Origin of the sequence: Paenibacillus vandeheii, assembly GCF_030433635.1 — a bacterium.
Taxonomy (GTDB): Bacteria; Bacillota; Bacilli; order Paenibacillales; family Paenibacillaceae; genus Paenibacillus; species Paenibacillus vandeheii.
On record NZ_JAROCD010000033.1, the window covers coordinates 1 to 2,221 of the forward strand.

General features: G+C 42.9%; 1 protein-coding gene. It reads right to left on the reverse strand.

Features of this window, described 5'->3' with window-relative positions:
• Positions 1 to 128 precede the first annotated feature (128 nt).
• On the reverse strand, positions 129 to 1,481 hold the full coding sequence (locus P5G61_RS31755; protein ID WP_301250118.1) for a molybdopterin-dependent oxidoreductase: 1,353 nt from the start codon (positions 1,479 to 1,481) through the stop codon (positions 129 to 131).
• Positions 1,482 to 2,221 lie beyond the last annotated feature (740 nt).

A 2,221-nucleotide genomic window follows, 5' to 3' on the forward strand; every position in this document is an offset into this window, starting at 1 on the left:
TTTGTCCTTTTTCGAACGTAGGAGTGTTATTTCTTTTTTGCTGATACGCTTTTTAAGGGCTTTTGAGACAGCCCCTTTGGTTTACACACGTATATTCAAACTCAACTTTACATCCGTATCAACTTAAATCAGGAACGCGCCTGAGAAGCACCCGTGAGCCATGCGTCCTTGTCGTATCCACGTTCTTCCCAGTAACCGATATGGTCGCTGTCGATCAGTTCAATGCGATTCAGCCACTTGACGGACTTATAGGCATACATCTGGGGAATGACCAATCGTACCGGACCGCCCAGATCTGCGGGAATTGGTTTGCCATCATGCATGACAGCGATCATAATATCATCCATCTGCGCCTGATCCATCGTAATGGCATCCGTATACACACCATCTCCGGAGTAGAACTTAACACTTTGCGCTTCGGGTTTAACTCCTGCTTGGGTCAATAGTTGTTTAAGGGATATTCCTTCCCAAGTATTCTTATATACGGACCAGCCTGTAACGCAATGAAAGTCACTAACCTGAACCGTACGTGCAAGCTTCACGAACTGTTCCCAGTTCCAGACTTGCGCCCGTTCAACAAGCCCATCGATCCGGAATGACCAGTTTTCATTGGAAAAGGAAGGTATCGGTGTTACCGTATAAACGCGAAAATGACCTTCGGCTCCGCCTCCCACGGGTGGTGAAGAAGCAGGTAATGCTTGCGGTAAGGGCACCATGCGATTGGGGTCATTCTCCAGCATGCTATCAATACTGTTGTCTATATTGAGGTTCCGTCCAACCCAAGATATAAAAGTAGGTCCCAAAGTCACAGCTAGCCCCACGCCAACAGCAGACCGAATAAATGCCCGCCGTGTATACACGGATTGAGGTTTCTCAGGTTGATGGAGAGAACCTTCCTTTGGGGTACGTAAAGATTCTGTAGGAGCTATCGCTGCTGGTGGCGTAATTTCATCAGGAGCATCAGTTGGATGCGCCATTTTTCTAGCTTCTGCTACTATTGTCGTTGTATTTACTGCACGTCGTGCAGGGTCTTTTAACCACTTGGTTCGCGTGATGGAGTGGTAGATAATATAAGGCAGGCCAACCCAAGTCAGCAAATCATGAATTAGAAGCGCAGCGTTCGACCATCTCGGTCCAGCGAGCTTGAACTGCCATAATACAATACCTGATAACAGCCACCCTACCAGCAGTGCAAGAACAACGATAGTATTTGCTCTCTGCCAAGGCCTATTGCGAAGTTGTTTCCAGTGCTTTCCTGCCAAAAGCAAGTAATATACTACGGGTGCCAGCATAGCGAGCCCGACGATAATATGCAGCCACTTTAACCATACGCGTCCAATCCCGAGTAACTCACGCCAGAAACCACCAACTAACATAAGACCTGTTACCGCGAGGATGACAACAATCCAGGCATTCCATGCATGAATGGAAACGAGCTTTTTACCATAACCCTTTCGAATGTCCTTCAGCCATTGTTTCATATGTGTTCACCCCATATAGGTTATTCATCCGTGCATCTTCAATATGAATAAAGCCGATTGTGATTTAGAAAGCGGGTTCTGAATTAAGCATCATCGAGCAGCATGTCATAAACATTGGAATGGAAGTAGCATTCATCCCTTAATCTATACTATATATACCGTATTATAGAGCGTTTGGATCACTTACATCAAAGGGAGTAGAGGAAAACACTTCTTATATAAAAGTATCCTCTAAATAGTTATCTAATACTATTTGCGTAAAAGTAGATGTGTCTATCCGTTTTTAGTAAATAGAATTATCCATTTATTTAGTAAACCGAAAATATCTGTATGTAAATATAGTCGATTTTTCTGGATTGATATAAGCTGTCGAATGCTGTAGTTAAGAGTTTCTTTATTTATGGTACTTGCGGATTATAAAGTATTTATATAAAGGTTATTAAAAAGTGCTTGCTAAATGAATTAGATCATGATATATTATTTCTTGTCGCCTCAAACGAATGATTGTCGAAACGCTTTGAACGCTGACGAAAAAAAGAGTTGACGGCTACTTGGTCAACATGATAAGATAAGATTCCTGTCCGGTTGACAAGCGTCAACACGAACGGACACAAGTTCCTTGAAAACTGAACAAATGGATAGTAACTTTTGATTCATAATGAATCGTCAGTTTCAAAATGAGCATATCGCTCTTTTCAATACTTTATTGGAGAGTTTGATCCTGGCTCAGGACGAACGCT

Bases quoted from the DNA above. Each gene is read 5' to 3' on its own strand.
- P5G61_RS31755 (WP_301250118.1), bottom strand. From the start codon at position 1,481: ATGAAACAATGGCTGAAGGACATTCGAAAGGGTTATGGTAAAAAGCTC.